Annotated in this window: 12 protein-coding genes; 1 reads left to right on the top strand and 11 read right to left on the bottom strand. The window is 41.1% G+C overall.

Features of this window, described 5'->3' with window-relative positions; translation table 11 throughout:
* Positions 1 to 42: 42 nt before the first annotated feature.
* The 3 genes from pepT to A0O21_RS03490 form a co-directional block, all read right to left on the bottom strand.
* Positions 43 to 1,263, bottom strand: a complete 1,221-nt coding sequence (gene pepT / locus A0O21_RS03500) for a peptidase T (protein ID WP_067061345.1) — start codon at positions 1,261 to 1,263, stop codon at positions 43 to 45.
* Positions 1,264 to 1,486: 223 nt separating this feature from the next.
* On the bottom strand, positions 1,487 to 2,065 hold the full coding sequence (locus A0O21_RS10990; RefSeq protein ID WP_067065092.1) for a hypothetical protein: 579 nt from the start codon (positions 2,063 to 2,065) through the stop codon (positions 1,487 to 1,489).
* Positions 2,066 to 2,089: 24 nt separating this feature from the next.
* Positions 2,090 to 4,945: a GBS Bsp-like repeat-containing protein gene (locus A0O21_RS03490; protein WP_418346440.1), complete on the bottom strand. Its 2,856-nt coding sequence runs from the start codon at positions 4,943 to 4,945 to the stop codon at positions 2,090 to 2,092.
* Between the two features lie 421 nt (positions 4,946 to 5,366).
* Here A0O21_RS03490 and A0O21_RS03485 point away from each other — a divergent pair, with 421 nt between their 5' ends.
* The gene (locus A0O21_RS03485; protein ID WP_067061338.1) at positions 5,367 to 6,293 is read left to right on the top strand and encodes a glycosyltransferase family 2 protein; all 927 of its coding nucleotides are present in this window, start codon (positions 5,367 to 5,369) and stop codon (positions 6,291 to 6,293) included.
* A 76-nt stretch (positions 6,294 to 6,369) separates the two neighbouring features.
* Here the strand turns inward: A0O21_RS03485 and A0O21_RS03480 are convergent, their stop codons facing one another.
* The 8 genes from A0O21_RS03480 to cps2T all read right to left on the bottom strand — a co-directional run bounded on the left by A0O21_RS03480 (position 6,370) and on the right by cps2T (position 17,920).
* Positions 6,370 to 7,911 (bottom strand): glycosyltransferase family protein, encoded by a 1,542-nt coding sequence (locus tag A0O21_RS03480; protein WP_067061335.1) that lies wholly within the window; start codon positions 7,909 to 7,911, stop codon positions 6,370 to 6,372.
* 12 nt (positions 7,912 to 7,923) lie between these two features.
* Complete coding sequence (locus tag A0O21_RS03475) at positions 7,924 to 10,392, bottom strand: LTA synthase family protein (protein WP_067061332.1); 2,469 nt, start codon at positions 10,390 to 10,392, stop codon at positions 7,924 to 7,926.
* A complete protein-coding gene (locus tag A0O21_RS03470; protein WP_067061329.1) occupies positions 10,389 to 12,137 on the bottom strand; it encodes a rhamnan synthesis F family protein in 1,749 nt (582 codons plus the stop codon). Before A0O21_RS03470 ends, A0O21_RS03475 begins: the two co-directional genes overlap by 4 nt.
* On the bottom strand, positions 12,134 to 13,534 hold the full coding sequence (locus tag A0O21_RS03465; RefSeq protein ID WP_067061326.1) for a glycosyltransferase family 2 protein: 1,401 nt from the start codon (positions 13,532 to 13,534) through the stop codon (positions 12,134 to 12,136). Before A0O21_RS03465 ends, A0O21_RS03470 begins: the two co-directional genes overlap by 4 nt.
* 279 nt (positions 13,535 to 13,813) lie before the next feature.
* A complete protein-coding gene (locus A0O21_RS03460) occupies positions 13,814 to 15,040 on the bottom strand; it encodes an ABC transporter ATP-binding protein (RefSeq protein WP_067061322.1) in 1,227 nt (408 codons plus the stop codon).
* Positions 15,040 to 15,843, bottom strand: coding sequence for an ABC transporter permease (locus A0O21_RS03455; RefSeq protein WP_067061319.1), 804 nt, complete (start codon positions 15,841 to 15,843; stop codon positions 15,040 to 15,042). Before A0O21_RS03455 ends, A0O21_RS03460 begins: the two co-directional genes overlap by 1 nt.
* Complete coding sequence (locus tag A0O21_RS03450; RefSeq protein ID WP_067061316.1) at positions 15,844 to 16,776, bottom strand: glycosyltransferase family 2 protein; 933 nt, start codon at positions 16,774 to 16,776, stop codon at positions 15,844 to 15,846.
* On the bottom strand, positions 16,766 to 17,920 hold the full coding sequence (gene cps2T / locus A0O21_RS03445) for a beta 1-4 rhamnosyltransferase Cps2T (RefSeq protein WP_067061313.1): 1,155 nt from the start codon (positions 17,918 to 17,920) through the stop codon (positions 16,766 to 16,768). Before cps2T ends, A0O21_RS03450 begins: the two co-directional genes overlap by 11 nt.
* Between the last annotated feature and the right edge of the window lie 149 nt (positions 17,921 to 18,069).

Here is an 18,069-nt window from a genome sequence, read left to right as displayed (position 1 = left end):
ACCTCTATTCTATCATATTTTTTTCTTTTTTAGTGGGAATTATCAAAATTTTACGATTTCAATAATAAGATCTACAGCCCTCTCCATTGTCTGCAAACTGACAAACTCAAACGGCCCGTGCATATTCTCACCGCCGGCAAATAAATTAGGGGTCGGAATGCCCATAAAAGAAATTTTTGAGCCGTCTGTTCCGCCTCGAATAGGAGCAATAAGCGGCTTGATGCCTATTTTTTTCATAGCTTCTTCCGCAATAATTACCGGACGTTTATCCTTTTCCAGCACTTGTTTCATATTGTAGTACTGATCATCTAAACTGACACAAACACGTTTAGCTGCATAATCCCTGTTCATTTTCTCAGCAAGTTTTCGGACCAAAGCTTTGCGCTCCTCAAATGAATGACTGTCAAAATCACGGATAATATAAGAACTATGGGCTTTTTCGACATTTCCTTCTAGCTTAAATAAATGGTAAAAACCTTCATAGCCTGCGGTCTTTTCCGGACGGTCGGCATCAGGCAGCTGAGCATGAAAATCAAAAGCCAACTGCAAGGCATTGACCATTTGATCTTTTGCGGTTCCGGGATGGACGTTGCGGCCTAAGAAATCAATGTCCAAAGCAGCGGCATTAAAGGTCTCATACTGCAGTTCACCAAGCGGACCGCCATCAACTGTATAGGCAAAGTCAACAGCAAAATCGTCTGCAGCAAATTTATCTGCTCCAACACCGATTTCCTCATCCGGACCAAATCCGACTCGAATCTCACCGTGTTTTATCTCGGGATGCTCAGCTAAATAAGCCATTGCTGTTATAATTTCTGCGATACCTGCTTTATCGTCAGCGCCCAGCAAGGTAGAACCGTCAGTTGTAATTAAAGTCTGCCCTTTATAATGCTTTAATTTCGGAAATTCCTGCGGTGTCAAATGGTAACCCGATTCACCAAGAGCGATACTGCCGCCATCATAATGTTCAATAACCTGCGGATTAACTCCTTGAGCATTATAGTCGGCAGTATCCATATGCGAAATAAAACCGATTCTGTTCTTTTTTGCCGGATCTGTAGCCGGTAAAGTACCGATTATATAGCCATTCTCTGGCAAATAATGCACATCCTGAAGACCAACAGCCTCCATTTCAGGTTTTAGAATGTTTAGTGCAAAATCAATCTGGCTCTGCGTTGAAGGTGTCTTTTTACTGGCAGGATCGCTGCGAGTATTGATTCGGACATAAGTCAAAAAACGCTCCAACAAATTTGTATATCCCATACGTCACCTCAATATTTAATCCATTTTATTATAGCAAAAAACACAAACAGTCTCTACTGCTAAGTCATTGATGATTAGCAGCAAGGCATTTACATAAAAAAAGCCTTACCATTTCCCATGCCAGACGGACTGACCGAAATGGTAAAGCGTTGCTATAAAAGCAGGCACGTAAACAAGCGCTGAGCCGTTTGCTTTTAAACCGCTGACCGCTTTTCACGATTCTTTATTCAGCAGTAATATGGTAATAAGCCTTCTCTGCTAAATTCTCTGCAGTTAGGTCTTGAGAAGAAAGAATGCGGTCTTTTGCTATATCAGTCGTATCAGACTGTCCATTGCTAAAGTAAGCAGATGAAAGAGTCTTACCGGCTGGAATAATGTAGAGCGTCAGATTGGTTTTATCGGCTGTTTCAACATTCAGCAATAAAACACCATCCTGATCAATATCAAGGAAGCTTCCAGTCATTCCTGATGTTGTTAAACCTGTTTGATTGAAAGTAAGGGCATCAGCGGCAGCATTTTCCCAGCTGCCTGCCATGGTTCCATAATCCCCTTTTAAGACTCGGCCGCTATCCAGTCCGTTGATTGCTGCTATTTCAGACTCTGTCTGTTCTCCTGACTCAGAAGTTCTGTCAGAAGACGATGAAGTCCGAGAGTCTTCTGACTGAGCCTGACTGGTTACTTGGGAAGATGAAACAGTTCCAGAAGCTCTTTGATTGTCCGTTCCGTTTTTTTGATCTGCACAGGCAGTAAGTAAAACAATCACTGCCAGACAGGCTGCAAAACGACTGATTATTTTGGTCATAAGCGCCAACTTTCTAACTAATCCTTATCGGGTAAACCGGCCGGTATAATCAATATTTTCGTCCAGATTATGCGATAACTTAGGTGAAACACTGGTGTACTGCCAAGCTGCAGCATTTGAGTAGTAGGACAGAGCTTTTGCCTGTTCTTGACTCAAGTAAGTATAACCATTGGTGTAATGGGCAATCCAGAAATTCGATAAGCCAAACTGGGATGTGCTGACTTGACCGCCGCGGATATCCAGCCAGCTGGCCATTGTGTAGTGAACAACATTGTTATATCCCAGACGGTTCATCTCATTCTGCCAAGCTTGTACATTGCTGTTAATATTAGGCAGCATAGCAGATTCTTCCATATCATTGACCATCACAGTAGCATTTGAAAGCCCTAAAGACTGAGCGACGCTGACAAAATACTGAGCTTCGGCTCTGGCTTGCGCTTCTGTCGTGTAATGCGAGTAATGGTAAGCAGATACTTTGATACCGGCTGCCTGAGCATTAGCAATCTGCGCCCGGGCATAAGGATTGGTATAGCTCGTTCCTTCAGTCAGTTTCACAACAACACCTTCAATCCCCTGCTGTTTCAAAGAAGTAAATTCAGCTGTTGAAATAATGCCGTTGTGGCTGCTGATATCAATGAAATATGATGGTAATTCAACCGCCGGTCTTTCAGCATTGAATGCATAGCTCCCCAGATCAAATCCTGATGTGCTGCCATCATTATAATTAATATAGGCATGAACGGTGTAGTTTCCTTGAATATAACCATGGTTTTTCGCATCTACAGTCACAGACGCCTTACCGTTACTTACTGAGGTCGTTTCATACCAGGCAAGATTGGCTTGATTGCTTTCTGACCAAGCCGCTACTTGGACATTTTTGACAATTTTCCCGTCAGCTTTTTCTGTAACCACTACTTCAAGTCTGCCAGCTGCCGCATTGTGGTTCGTCACTGCGACTGCAGCATCTGCTGCTCTGACGGTCTCCGTTACCGTAAATCCTTCAGTTGCTGACAGGCCGATAAACTGATTACCGATTTTACTTTGCCCATAGACATTAACATGGTAATGCCCCGTTTCAAAGTTATGATCCCGCAAATTAATAGTTGCTGTATAAGTGCCGTTAGCTTGCCTGTCTGCAGTAAGCCAGCTGAGGTCATCCTGACCATTATGACTCGTCCAGACTGGCAGCATTATCGAACTTATATAAGCTGGGATCTCAGACACAGTTACTGTATAGCTGGTTTCAGTGGCTTTAGCAATTGCTGTTTTCACATTAGGCTGGCCAATATCGAAATCTTTTGCACTAAGACCAACCATACGCCCCTTATCATTGAGATAAGCATGAATGTGATAAATCCCATAACCCCTGTGATTGCTGTACGGTGCAGTAACAGTACCACTGCTGCTCGATTGATACCATTGGAGATCATCTTGACCCTTATCCTGTGACCAGACTGCAAAATGGACTTTGCTGTAATCCGTTACGGTATTAGAATCCAGTTTTATAGCAATGCCGTTGCTGGTTAAGCTGGCTGTAACAGTGTTTTTAGCTGCTGGTTTGGTAATTTTATAGGAACCCAGAACTGTCCCCACTGTTGTTCCGTCGCTATAGTCCGTATACACATGAACAATATACTGATCAGAGCGGTTAGAATGATTTGCAATATTGACAGTTGCAGAAGCTCTGTTATTTCTGACTGTCGGAGAGTACCATTTCAGATCATCCTGACCCTTATCCTGTGACCAGACTGCGATATTAACGGCTTTAATCTCTTTGGTCGTTGATGAGCCCGCAACCACGACATCAAAAGTGGTTTTATTTTCAGCATAATTTGCAATAGAAACCGCAGCATTGCTGCGTGTATCCACATTGTCAAAACCAGATGTGGATGCTAGACCGATTTGGCTCCCTAATATCGTACTGTAGCCATAGATATTCGCATGGTAGTGCCCTCTGTCATTATTATGATTTTTCACCGCAACACTGACTGTATAAGTTCCCTGCTGAGTCTGTCGGGCAGTGTACCATATCAAATCATCTTGGCCTTTTTGATCTGACCAGACCGGAACCATGATACCAGTAATCGTTTGAGGAACTTTGCTGATAATGATATCAAAGCTGCCATTACCGGTCTGTTTAATCGCTGTTTCAATTTGCGGTTCGGCTACCGTGACAGTCATCGCATCTAAACCATAATTACCGCTGTTTCGAACCGAATAGGTATGAATATGATAAGTACCGTAAGACCTGTGCCGTGATAAGTCAACATAAGCGGCGCCTGCTGCATCAGCAGTATACCATACTAAGTCGTCCTGTCCATTCACATCAGACCAAACAGCAAACATAATGCGTTCATCGGAAGCAACCGGTTTCTGATAGGCAATAGCCAGCTCTTTATTCGTTATATTTGCCAGAGTAACAGGCTGGGGCTGATTGGTTTGCGTATGAAGCACTGCATCAGCAGCCGAAGACATCATTTGTGTTTCCAAGGCTGCAGCTAATTCTTGCTGACTTTCATCAGGCGATGCTGCTCTTAAAGAGGCCTCCTCAGCACTTTCACTCAACTGCTGAAGTTCTTCCACATTGATAGAAACTGCTGTTTCATCTTCAGCATTTGCAGCAGCTGTCCCCTCCTGAACAACAGGGTCTTTTGCCTCTTCAGTTTCTGTTGACGCCGTCAGATTAGAAGCCGGTTCCTCCTGAACATCAGCCGATTCTGATGGCAGTACTCCTTCCGGAATTTCCACAGCTCTGTCGCTGTTATCTGCCGCTTCTGTCTGAATGCTTGGCTGTGCCTCTGTCACAGCAGTTTCCGGAAGTGGGCTGTCCACATACTGTTCATCAGCCAGGACAGATCCGGTCCCCAAGAAAACGCTCATTACAAAAGGAGCGATAAGATAAGTCTGTAGCTTTTTCTTTTCCAATAATATAACCTTTCTTTTTTTATTTAAAATTATTATAACATTCATTGATATGATGGGCAAGCCTGCTATTTTAAAGCTTTTTTACAAAAGAGCTGCTCTTTTATAATAGACGAGTGTAAAGCACCTGCTCTTTTTCAGCTTAATGACTTTTTTAAGGTTAGACTCCGAACAGTTTGACACTTAGACATAAATCGTCTGTCTGCCAATGAAAACAGCCATGTAAAGTGCAGCTGATATTCTTTTGAACCGTCTTACTTTTCTATTCGAAAAAAAGATTTTTTCTTGATGATTTGCTGCCTTTTTATATTCAGATTTACTAAAACAGCCTTTCTATGGTATAATCTAAAGTAAGAATTATAATGAAAGCAGCTGTATTATGACACTTTTATCTGTTGTTGTTCCATGTTACAATGAAGAAGAGGCTATCCGCCCCTTTTTAAAAGAAATGCAAAGCATTGAAAGCCGCATGAAGGATAAGGTCGCGTTTGACTATCTTTTTATCAATGACGGATCTGCAGACGGGACTCTTTCCGTCCTGCGCGATATGGCAAAAACTTACAGCAATGTCCACTATATTTCCTTTTCCCGAAACTTTGGAAAAGAGGCTGGACTGCTGGCCGGTCTGGAAGAGGCTAAAGGGGATTTAATTACGGTAATGGATGCTGATCTCCAGGATCCGCCGGATTTACTGCCTGAAATGTATGATAAAATTCAAGAAGGCTATGATGTTGTCGGTACACGGCGTGCTAATCGAAAAGGTGAACCTCCGATACGCTCCTTATTTTCAAAACTATTTTATTGGTTTGCTAATAAAATTACGGACACGGAAATGGTGGACGGCGCCAGAGACTTTCGTTTGATGACCAGACAAGTTGTTGACAGTATCTTAACCTTGGGTGAAGTCAACCGATTCTCTAAGGGTATCTTTTCTTGGGTTGGATTCAAGACAACTTATATCAGTTTTGAAAACCGTGAACGGATTGCAGGAAAAACCAGCTGGAATTTCTTTGACTTGCTCAAATATTCTATTGACGGATTCGTTAACTTTTCTGAAGTGCCTTTAAATATTGCAACTTGGACTGGGACAGTGAGTTTTGTTTTTTCACTCTTTGCTATTATTTTTATCGTTATTCGTAAATTAATTTGGGATGACCCGGTATCTGGATGGGCAAGCACAGTCTCTATCATACTCTTTATGGGCGGGATTCAGCTGTTTTGTATCGGAATACTGGGAAAATACATTGCCAAAATCTTTTTAGAGACCAAAAAACGTCCTGTTTATATTATTAAAGAAAAAGGGTAGAAAACAGATTCTGCCTGTCAAACAGATATAAAAAACAGCTCGGTTTTCACCGAGCTGTTTTTTAAACTTTCGATTATCAGGACGACAGCTGAGAGTGCCCTCCTTGTTCACTTATCTTTTGGCTCAGCAGCCTATTAAGCTGATGTATTCCTACTGAAGAAATCGTTAAAATAGCAGGAAGGAACTGGATAAGATAGCGTGTTCTGCCGCCTTCAAAAAGCATGAGAAACAGCAGGCCGCCAAATACGGTAATCTGCATCCACAGCTGAAAACCGTTATTGGCATCAAAGAAGAAGCAAAAAGCTATAAGACCGACTGAAACACCTATCCATATGATTTGCAGCAAGGAGCCATATAAATAATAATTATCTCCTTCAACATAGATGTAACTTCTGATCCATCTGGCCAAAGCACTATCCTGTACGTTTTTCAGCCACTGAACCGTCAAGCGCTGCTCTTCACTCAGCACCCTTTCCTGGAACCAGCCGAAGTTCCCTTCGCCCACTATCCAATAATATTTATAGAACAAATGGCCAACAAAGGTCGTAAATTTATAATCTGCTAAACGCTGCTTGATTTCATTCAGTGCCAGCCTGTTTCTGTCTTTTCCGGCTGACTGCCAAACTTCTTCAGAAATCTCCGAATGGACATTCCCAGAGTAGGTCAGTCCCAGATTAACATAATAGAGCAAGGTGCGGCTCATCTGCGGTTCGTAGTTGACAAAGTCCTGTTTATCTAAAGAAAAGGCCAGAGCCCTGTTCACTAGAATAAATGAACAGACCGCTATCAGCAGCACTTTCACATACGGCTTGAGCACAGCCGCTTTTTGCTTAACGACGTAAACCGCCAGTACAATGGCGCCTGCGATGATAAATATTATAACTGTCGGCCTAAAACCATAGGCTGCTGCCAGCACTAGGCCTGCAAGAGCGCTTCCTCTTGCCTTTAGCCTGCCTTTTACTATAAGGACAGCCAGCAGAATAAAGAGACTGAGCAGAAAAAGCGTGATAGCATCGGAATAAGTATAAAGCTGTTGAGGGGAAAGGCCGAGAACAAGCGTAAAGAGCAAAAAGGAAACATCTGCTGTTTTCTTATTCAGCATCAGCTTATTCGACAGGTAAACAAAAACGATGGATGAATCAATAAACAGGATATTCCAAAAAGCTAGTGCAGCAACTAGGTTCTCCCTGGTCAGAAAATAATTAATTTTAAACCACACAACCAGCAAAAAGTTATTTGGATTCAAGGAAATGTAGTCTGTCGCGGCAGCATATTTTGGATCAGTGGTGATTAAATAAACAATTGTTGTATCTGCAGAAGCCAGAGCTAAACTGGAAAATGTAATCAGCAGCTGAAAAACAAACAGACCGGCTAAAACGTATTTTTTATGAGAAATCAGAAAGCTATAGGCTATCCTGCCGATTCTAACTGTCTGTTTTTTAAAATGAAAAGCAAAGAACAGCAGAACAACAAAAACAGTCAGCAATTTTGCCAGAGCATCGGTCAAATTAGTATAGTCAATATTTAAATACTGAAAGGCAAAGTAAACAGCAAAATAACCCCATAACATCATCAGAACAAAGAAAACTGAGTTTCCGATCTTCAATAACTTTTCCATCTTTCTCCTCATTTAGTTAATTTCAAAAAAATCTTTATAGTCGCTGATATAAGATTTTCCAACAGTAATGTCATACTGAATCATCCTTAGATCATTGGCAACTTCCTCTTCTTCTGCTGTCAGCTCCTCTTTGTCCACACTGGCATTCTCAAGGACACTGGTTAACAAAGCATAATAAGGAGAGACTTTAGAATTCGTATGAGCCAAAAGTTCGGCAGTAAAATCACTAGAGTTAACTAGTGGATAATCCATTTTTGCTGTCTCGTGATTACTCCAGATAAAATAATCTGTCAAATACTGACTGTCCGGATCAGAAGTAAAGGCGCTGTCTGGGTATAAGCCCGGCAGATGGTCCCCGTAAAAGACAACTGTAATGTCCTTATCCACCTCTGATAAGCTGTCCAAGAAATCTTTAGTTGCAGAGTCCGTATAACTTAACAAGCGGACATATTCCGTCAGCGCACCATTTTGAGATTCACTGAAATCTTGGCCTGATGCCTGAATATCCGCTGGTTTTCCGACCGACCATGGAACATGGTTCTGCATTGTGATAACAGAGAAAAACTGACTTTCGTCCGGTTTTAGCTGACTTAAAACATTGTCATAGACTGTCTCATCACTGACACTGACACCGAGATTCTCGGCATTTTCAAAGGTATCGTCTGAATCAGACGAAAAAATCAAAGTATCGAATCCCAGCTGTTCATAGACCGTTTTCCGATTATAGTTTTTGGCACCGGATGGATGCAGAACGATACGGTTCTTAGCATCAAACTGATCGCTGATAGAAGGGAAAATGGACATTTTCGGAACAACCTCAGTATAAAGAGTCGAGACGGAAGAAGAAAAATTGTAAAAAGGAAGACCGGTCAGCGTTTGGAATTCCATATTAGCTGTGCCGCCGCCATAGCCATCGGAACGCATTAAGCCGCTGGTCGTCTGTGTTTCGATCTCCCGAACATTCGGCATAACATCTTGGCTGACTGTTACGCCGGCCACTTTAAAGGGATCGGAAAAGCTTTCACTGAGAATATAAATGACAGTCTGATCTGAGATACTGTTAGCCCTGTCTGCATTAATCTCTTCAGCAAGATTGGTGTATTTTTCAGCAATCTGCCTGATATTCTCTTCACTGTAGTCTTTAGGTGTATCCATGGTTGATTTTGTCATCTGTTTTGTCCAGACATACATTAGTGATTTATATCTGGCATTGACATCAAACCCCATCCATTCAATATTAGCCCAATTATTTACTGTTGATACCACAGGTATCCCTTTAGTGATCATATTGTTTTTTTCATTTTTGAAAACCAAAAAAACAAACAGCGACAGCCCTATTAAAGCTGTAAGAATGGAAAAGCGAACACGCTTTTTATTGAAAATAGGACCCGGCAGCATTTTTTTTCTAAAGTAATAATAAAAAGCTCCGGTCAGCAAAAGCATTACTACCAAATAAATAACAACTCTGATGTTGACAGAACTTACCAGAAGATTAACATCTTGCAGCCAAACAAAATCTGTAATCAGGAGCGGTTCATTTCGAAGTGACTCTTTTATAAAATTTGCGACTGAAATAAGAACTCCTGAAACGGTGATTAAAAGTGTCGCCAAAAGATAGCGGTTGATAAGGGCATAAACCATGATATAAACGACTGTCAGGAAAATAATTTGATACAGGACAGCCCCTGGGAAAATATAGGCACCCAGCAGCTCTGAATCTCCCTTCACCCCATATTGAAGGCAGTAATTGAAGACAAGTGCCAAAAACAGGCTGGTTATCAGACTGAGAGACAGACTGGCCTTATTTCGTCTGAGATCTCTTAAAGCCTGTAAAGCTGTGATAGATAAGAGCACAACAAGAAAAATAATCCAAAGCAGATTAGAAGTCAGATAAGAAATGAAATCAGCCACATTGCCTTTTTCAAAATATTCTTCAGCAGCAGGTAAAAAACCGTGCAGGAGTCTGCTGTCGTTACAGATAATAGTGGCTAAAACGAGATACAGTATTCTTCCTTTAGGCTGGTAGTCCAGTATAACAGCTTCCAATCCGGAAAAATAATGTTTTTGTTCAAAGAGGTAGTGAAAAAGATAGCCAATAGCTACAATAGCTCCAACAGTCAGCAAAGCATTGCCCTCAAAAAAATGATTTTGGGATAGGGCCCATGGATCGAACTGTTTATTATTGATATTTCTGGTAACTAAAAGGAAATAGGAAACACACAGATAAATGAGATAAGAAATCCCCAGCTTGATAAAGAAGCTTCTGTTGATTTCCTTTGAAAAATAAATCCCCAAAGCAGCTACCGAAAGGAGGTAAACCAGCATCAAGTAGAAAGACAGGCTCGCAAAAGGAGCCGGCATATCGTGCCCTGACAGAAGGTTGCTGGTCACCAGATACAAATTCATATAAAAGGTAAATATGAGTAAAAGAATATGCTGCAGCACATTCACCCAGTTTATGTCTTTTAGTAATTTTCTCATGATTTCAATTTTTCCAAAGAACGCTTAATAATATACTTCACTGCCCTTGCCGGCCCTATGAAAATATACTTAATTGCTCCTTTGATACCTCCCATATAAGTAAAATCAATATACGTATGCGGAGCACTGCTGCCGCGTTCATTATATAATTTATTATCCACAAAAGGCGTCAAGGCTACCGGATTTTGTGAAATCCTAAAATCATAATGCTGACTCCAAGCGATATAGACAATTAAACGTTCAATCGCATGAAGAATGGAATTTTGCGGCAAAGGTTCTGCCGGAATATCTTTGTCCTGCAGTCCTAAATCAAAGAGAGGAGCTAAGGCATCATATTTAAACCAGATAAAAGTACCATAACTCATGACAAATGTATGAAATTGGTTAAAATCAATGGTCTTTGTCATCTGCATTTGCTGCCAAAGCTTGTTCATTTCCGGTGCAATCAGGTGCTCATTCCAGGCATCAACAATCTTATTGTAACGGAAAAAAGTCGGAATATCAGCAATAACAAGCCCTAATTTTTCGTTTTCAAAATTAGCTATAATACTGTCTGCCGGCTTAAGGAGCATGGCAATCAGCTCCTTGCGCCAGGACTCACCTGCCCAAAAATCAGCTTCTTTAGACTTTTTAGTATGGAAATGACCGATGTAATCGTAATCTTTCAGTTCATCTTTAAGTTTAAGGAGGGGTAAAACATCGCGGCCGATATTGCCGGTAACAAATATTTGAGCTTGCTTTTGCTGTTCAAGCAGGAGCTTCTGAATATCTTCTTCTTTTTCTTTGCTGTCTGTTGTGATAAACAAGTCGTAATCAAAATGAAACTGCTCAAAAGCCAGCAGAAATTCCGGCAGCAAATCAAGGTAGAATACATGCAGATGGACAGCGATTTTTTTTCGCAGAAGCTCAGGCAAAACCGCCGGCCGCAGGTATTTCTTACCTAAGAGATATTTAAAGTCGGGGTAATTGATTTCTGACATGTGAGAGACAATCAAATCTATCGGATAATCTGAAGTCTGTTCAATCTCATCCAACAAATAAGGTGTTATATGCTGATTGGCATCGATTGCTTTCACTTTGATAAAAGGAACCCTATGAGCCAAAACAGCTGTTGGATGGTAGTAAGAAAAGTCCGCATGCAGCATGTGCGACGCATCCTCATTAGTAGTATCAAAGACAGTCTGATACTGAAAACCGGCATCCAGAAGTGTGGTTGTAACTTGGGTCTCATATTCATCAATGACTCGCTGCACATCAGTATGATTCCGAATATTAGTCCAAAATCGATGAAATGCCTCCGACTGTAAAACAGCATGTTTAAAAGTCATAAAGTAACTTTGAATATGCTCTTTAAACTGTTTGGTTTGACGATTATTAGTCAGTCCCCAAAAATCTATGTTTTCCTGCTCTTCATAATTAAGATAATAATCTTTAATATCCCACAGGGGACCAAAGCAGGTATCATTCATAACGGTCAGAACATCATAATCTTTTATATTGTCGAAACCGACTTCATTCATACCATCGCGCCAAGCAGCAAAATCAAAGCCGATATTCTCCCTTTGAATAAAATCATCAATAATATTTCGGCTTCTCAGCTTTTCATGATCAACTGCCGATACCATGCTGTTTGTAATAAAAACAACTTTGGAAAATAAAGGACGCATCTGAGTCAGCTGATAATAAACATGCGAACTGACACGGTTATATTTATTAAAATGGACGTATAAAAGCAGTCTCTTCATTTTTTTCTCCTAAACATGTTAATCAAAGCTGTCGGAATCGTCCAGCGACGCGAATGGGTCACGGCATTATATCTGATAACCATCTCTTCTAATTCTTTTTTGTAAGCATTTCTTTCTTTTTTGACACGCTGGTAATCGGTCTGAGAGAGCCTGAGTTTCTGCAGCTCTGAACGACTGTCATACAAATCTTCAGATAACAGGCGAATAAGGTAATTCTCTGACCGACTGTCCTCAAGGTTGAACATCTCATACTGAAAAATCAGGTCAGAGCTGCTGATACGCTCAGTATTATAGACAATCTGGGGATCAGGGTCATTAAAAAAGAAAGCTTCTCCAATCTGCAGGCCATTAGTCAAAACGGGCAGCAGCTCGGTATTAAACTCTGGATCAATCAGCCTGACAGTCTTATAATAGCTGGGAACTTCCGACAGATCAATCCTCAGATGCTGCGTGGCAGCTGGCAGCTTAATCACTAAACGGTCACTTTCCTGAAGCGGAAATTCTGAAACGTTATCTTCAGAAAAATCGCTACTGTCGCTGGCATAATAAACGGTCACTTTTTGTCCGCTCGTTATAGCAGCCGGCTGGAAGCCCTGCGATAGCAGCGTTTCGAATTCAGTATGCTTGCCTAAAAGTGTCAGAAAAGCCTTCTTATAATCAGTATCCGGATATTTGTTGACATACTCAATCTGAGTTTCCAGCAATCTCTGAAAACGCTGGCGCAGCTTAGTCATGTCTTTTGTCCGTGAGTCAGACTCATCATGTATGCGGTAAACGGTTGTAGCATCGGATAAAAAACTAAGTTTTGTTCTTCGGAATAGTTCCAGCTGCAGATTAAAGGTATCATCAACCGCATCTAAAGCAATCAGCTGATTGACTTCCAGCATCAGCTCCCTCTCAACCAACCAAGTAGAAGCCATGGTCATCCCCTTTAGGGCCAGCATCTCTTCATAGGTGGTAATTAAAGGGATGCTCTGATTGGCAAAAGCCTTAGGCTGGGTTACCTTCCCTTGACTGTTAACAAAATCAAAATCAGAGTTTGACCATTTGGAATCCTGAGACTGCTCCAATAATTCTACTTGTTTCTGCAGCTTATAATCATCTATCCAGTAGTCATCACCGTCACAGCGGGCAATATATTCCCCTTTGGCCTCCTGGCAGATGCTTACCCAAGTCTTTGTAATTCCCAGATTTTCAGTCTGAAAAAAGGCTCGGATTTTCTCTGGATAGTTATCGGCGTAAGACTTGATAATAGCCGGTGACTCATCAGTTGATGCATCATCTACCAAAATAATTTCATAGGAAAAAGAGGTCTTCTGCCTTAAAAAACTTTCAATAGCATCTGCAATCCAACCCCCTTTATTATAGTTAGTGCAAATAATAGACACCTTCACCAAGTCTTACCTCCTTTCATAAGATACAAAGGCCGTTTAAAAATCCGTATGAAAATAGGGGATGGCAAGTGATGCCTAAGCATCACGCTGACAGCCATCTTTTTCACTAGGATTTTAGGCCGTGTTCAATTCATCAAGATACAAAGGCCGTGAAAAGAGCAAAGCTTTCAGACTGCTACGACTGACGGTCAGTCCGAAATCTGTGATTTCGCAGACGCACCCCTTCAGAGCGACGGAAAAGGGCGGGTCACTGCTGCTTTCATCCGGATTAGCAAGCAGGCCTTATTCTGTAAATTCCCAGCTGCCGTTTCTTTGGATTAGGCCACTGGCTGAATCAAGGGCTGATTTATCATCAGCCTGAATATCCGTCCTGTTAAGCAAAATAACCGGCGTATGAGCAGCAGAAGAAAAAGCCAGCATCTGTTCATTTTCATCTCTGACTGTCACTTCCAGTTTGACCTTGATATCATTGAGTGCTGACAGATCACACTCATAGGTAACAGTTTTATGGCCTTTGCCTGCTGTCGGATAATCCATGGAATTATCATTGTAAACCCAAATATTGCGGTCGATATCCGTTAAAGACAGAGCAATATAGGTGGGAGTATCATCTAAAACATCATAAGAAATGGCAAATTTAATTTTTTCATCCGGCCTGATACGGCTCTTAGACAGCAATTTCACTTGCAAATTGTCAACTTGAGCTGCTTTTGTTTCAGCAGCTGCCTGGCTGTCATCTTGTTCTGCCTTATCATCAACAACTTGTTCTGTATTGTCAAAACTGTATTGATTAGCAACATCAAAAGGCTCCCCGTAGGCCTTCACCAGACCGTCTTCAATTAAAACCGCCCGATTACAATATTTTTTAACCGCTGCCATGTCATGCGTAACCAGAATGGTGGTCTTACCGCTGGTCTTTCGTTCTAAAAAGTAGTCATTGCATTTGCGCTGAAACGCTTCATCACCGACAGCCAGTACCTCATCAAGTATCAGAACATCTCCCTGCGCCTTGATAGCGACTGAAAAGGCCAGACGCACCTGCATACCGCTTGAGTAATTCTTGAGCTTTTGATTCATAAATTCTTTCAGCTCGGCAAAATCAACGATATCGTCATACATCGCATCAATTTCGTCTGTTGAAAAACCGAGCAATGCACCGTTCATATACACATTTTCCCGACCGGTCAGTTCAGGATTGAAACCAACTCCTAACTCAATAAAGGAAACCAGCTTGCCATTTACTGTAACTTTTCCTTTTTCGGGAACATAAATCTGTGAAATGATTTTCAGAAGCGTTGATTTCCCAGAACCATTGCGGCCGACGATTCCAAAGAAGTCGCCTTCTGCCACTTCAAAGTTAATGTCTCTGAGGACATGCTGCTCAGTATAACCTTTAATTCCCTTAAAACGATTAACCATAGCTGTTCTTAGACTATGAGTACTTTCTGTCGGTAATCGAAAATATTTACTGACATGATCAACTTTTACTGCAATATTTTTATCTGTCATTAGAGAATCTCCGCAAATTTCTTGGATTGTTTATTAAATATCAAAAGTCCAATCAGAAATACAAGGATTGGCAAAAGATAAGGAATCGCAACAATGGATTTGTGATTGATCAGCTGCCAAATTGGGGTGTTGGCATGGTCAATCAGGAAATAACGCAAATCCTGAATAATCTGAGCCAAGGGGTTGAGCATCATAAGCTTACCAGCAACAATATTGCGCTCTGTTACAAAGGTAATAGGATAAATAATCGGCGTAGCATACAGTCCGGCCTGCATGATAACTTCCCAAATTTGTGATAAATCACGGAATTTAACAAATAAAGCCGATAAAATCAGCGCAATCCCTGTTGCTATAAGAAAAAGCTCAATAAACAGGGGGAAAATCATAAATACTGTCCAAGAAAACCTCACACCGTTAAATAAGGCAAAAATCATCACAACAATCAGATTGATGCCGAAATTAATAGCAGCCCCGCAAATCGCTGAAACAACAATAATACTTTTGGAAAAATTTAGTTTTCTCAGTAAATCGCCTCTTGTGACGATGGACACCATTCCCATATTGGTCGCTTCTGAGAAGAAGCCCCAAATCACATTAGCCAACAAAAGTGCTACCGGAAAGTGGGGAACATCGCCGCCCAAACGTAAAAAGTGGATAAAAACAAGATACATAATTGCAAACAGCATCAAAGGCTTTAAAATAGACCAAAGATAGCCAATTGCAGAACCTTGATAGCGCAATTTAAAATCTGTCTTGATTAATTCTTTCAGCAAGATACGGTTTTTTCGACTAAATAACCCCATTTATTTTCTCCTATAACCAAACTTAGTAACAATCAGTGTGCGAAAAACAAAGGTATGAAAAGGACGGTTTTTCCTAAATCCACATATTCTCAAAAGTTCCAAACGCTGGCTGAGCGGTTTGTCAAGTAAACTCACATAAGCTTCTACTAAGTCTCTGGTATCGTCAGATAAATCTAAGTCCAACAGGTTTTCCGCCTGTTTTTGACTGGCAGTAATCAACAGCCAGTATTTCTCAAGAAGCTTATGCGGGCGCAGCCAGTTTTTCATCCTTTTCGACCATGTTCTGGCTCCTAGCACATTGCTGTCATGCTGCCGGTAAAGCTCTGTCGCTCTATCTAGATAGACTAAGCGGCCAAGTGCACTGGCCAGCAGGGCCAAATACCAGTCATGCATCAGCAGACTGCGGCAGTGATGCCATTGCTCAGCCAAAGCATGATTAATCAGCATTGTTCCACCTGTTACAGTATTTTCTGTCAGTTCCGCCAGCAAATCAGTGTTAGCATGCCCTGACTGAGTTTTTATCATACTCTCCTGCAAAACCGTCAGGTTTCTGTCAACAATTTTTAAATCAGTATAAACAACCAAAGGACTGTTTTTTTCGTATTTGGCCGCTTCCTTTAAAGTCATTTCCAGCTTGTCTTGCAGCCAAATATCATCTTGGTCGCTAAAAAAATAATAATCTGCCTTTTCATACTTAACCAGTGTAAAAAAATTCTGGATAACACCGATATTCTCCCGCTTATCGGCATTGATAAAGCGAATCCGCCTATCTTTTTTGACATACTGTTCAATAATATTTGGTGTCCTATCACTTGAGCCATCGTCTCTGATTAAAAGCTGCCAATTTTTAAAGGTCTGTGCCTGAATGCTTTCAATCTGCTCTGCTACAAAGCTTTCCCCGTTGTAGGTGGACATTAGAATATTAACTTTCATTTAAAAATAAATCCTCATATTCCTTGGTAATTTTTTCCCAAGTATAGCGGCTGCTGACAACCTCTTTAGCATTTTGCGCTAAATCAGAAAAATCAGTCTGTCCATCTACTCTTTCAAGAAGCTGAGCCAAATCACTTTCTTCTTTATTCCAGTAAAGGGCTGCTTCACCGGCAACGGAGCGATTAAAATCAACACCTAATACCAGATTCAAATCTGTGTGAGCCAATGCTTCTAAAAGCCCAGGGTTAGTTCCGCCGACTTCATGTCCATGAATGTAAGCAAAAGCATGCTCACGAAGATAGTTGAGCAAATCGTGGTCATAGACTGTTCCAGCAAATTTAACCCGTTTATCCTCTTCAAAGCGGGTAGCTGCCTTTAATTTTTCAAAGAAAGGAGAGCCCTCATGGTTGCAAATAATAAGCAGGTCTCTTTGTGTTTGCGTCTGCATAAATGCACGAATAACCGTTTCATAATTATTTTCCGGAACAAAACGTCCGACCAGAAGATAATACTGCCCCTGCTTGAGCCCCCACCTTTCAAAATAGGCTAAAACGCTGGGGCTGTCTGCTTTCAGCGAAGACTGGCTAAGGTCAGTTCCATAAGCAATGAACCGAGTCCGTGTATTAGGATAAGCCTGTTTAATATAATGTTCAATACCTATATTGTCAGCAATCACTAAATCGGCCTGGGCTGCCATGCATTTTTCGGCATATTTCAAATAAGTCTGAACCGGTTTGGACCACTTAGAACGTTTCCACTCCAAACCGTCCGGATTAACATAAAGTCTGCCGCCTGCTCGCTGGATTTTTTTCTTAAATACACCGATAAAAGCACCAATTGTGTTGCCTAGGATATAAAAAATCGGTGATGCAATCTTCTCCTTCTTAATCAGCGACAAACTATAGTGAATGGCCATCATATCATAAGCAATGACACGTGCAGGTCCGATTTTTGGGGCCTTAATAGTAAAACAGTCCGCTCCCAAATAAGTAAAATGGCTGTGGTGCTCCTCATCACTCAAACAAGCAACATGGTAGTTAATTGCCTTGCTTTTTTTAGTTTTAATCAATTCTTCAACAAATGTTTCAAAGCCACCATATTTAGCGGGCAGGCCACGACTTCCTATGATGAAAATATGCTGCATAAACACCTTTCTCCATTTACATACAATCAAAGTCATTATAACATAATACCATTATTTTTGCGAAAAAAATTAAAAAGCCAGTTCCCCCTAAATAGGCTGCTTATCTAAGGAAAGATTGGCTAAAAAACCTTTTATAAGAGCCACGAGAT

Origin of the sequence: Streptococcus pantholopis (genome assembly GCF_001642085.1) — a bacterium.
Classification (GTDB): domain Bacteria; phylum Bacillota; class Bacilli; order Lactobacillales; family Streptococcaceae; genus Streptococcus; species Streptococcus pantholopis.
The sequence above is the reverse complement of the archived record's forward strand: the minus strand, read 5'-3'. Positions and strand labels throughout refer to the sequence as shown.